An 855-nucleotide genomic window follows, 5' to 3' on the forward strand; every position below is an offset into this window, starting at 1 on the left:
CGCCCCGTCGTTTCTGCGCACCAGAATCGTCTGTCCCTGTCCGTTTTTAAATTCCGTTACAGGGTTTCCGTCCTCATCGGTAACGGTATTTTTGTACAGTGTTGATGCGGGATAATATCCCGAATTATCCGTAGAAACCGAAAGCGTGGAAACCGTGGTGGAAACATTGTTCACGGTACTGGTGGTTGTACTGGTGATAAATTTCTTCACCTCTGTTCCCAGGTTGGTTTCGTACTTCAGCTTCTGGGTGTGTCCTGAGCTCATCTTCCATGGCTCTCCCGGGCTTGCCTGCTGCAATACCCTGTCCAGCGGGGAGTTTTCCATTTCCTTTTCAGAATATGCGTTGGAAACCCCGTAATAGGAGTTGGCAGCCGTTTCATCGGTAATTCCGGTGTGGATGGAGGAGTTCTGGGTGGCGGCAGGAACGGGAAGGATGTTTTTCACCTGTCTTCCGAAGCCGTCATAGGTAACGGGTGTTACCAGGTCTTTTCCGCCGGGTGCCGCTTTTACACTGATGATCTGCTTGGGTCTTCCCAGACCGTCAAAGTAAGTGATGGTCTCGGATTTCCGGCTGCAGTCGTCATTCAGACAGCTTTGGGACTGTATGTAGTTCTCGTTCTGGGACTGTGCGAAGGACATCGCAGCAATGCTCAGCCCCAACAGGGAGAATGCTTTGGTTGTACTGTATTTTCTCATGTTTGTGTTATGGTTTGTAGTTGTACTTGTTTTCAGACATTTTTTTGTTGATATAGCTTCCTGCACTGTTTTTCCCTCTTACTTCTGTTTCTTTCAGCCTGTTTGCCGGATCGTAGGTGTAGGTCTGTCTTACCCCGGACGGAGGGGTGATGCTCGTTA

Annotated in this window: 1 protein-coding gene; it reads right to left on the minus strand. The window is 49.4% G+C overall.

Annotated elements, in window-relative coordinates; genetic code table 11:
* Nucleotides 1-696 (minus strand): DUF6443 domain-containing protein (locus QWT87_RS21060; protein ID WP_302718702.1); only part of this gene is annotated, 696 nt, incomplete at its 3' end.
* Nucleotides 697-855 lie beyond the last annotated feature (159 nt).

The organism is Chryseobacterium urinae, assembly GCF_030518295.1.
In the GTDB taxonomy this organism is placed as follows: Bacteria; Bacteroidota; Bacteroidia; order Flavobacteriales; family Weeksellaceae; genus Chryseobacterium; species Chryseobacterium mucoviscidosis.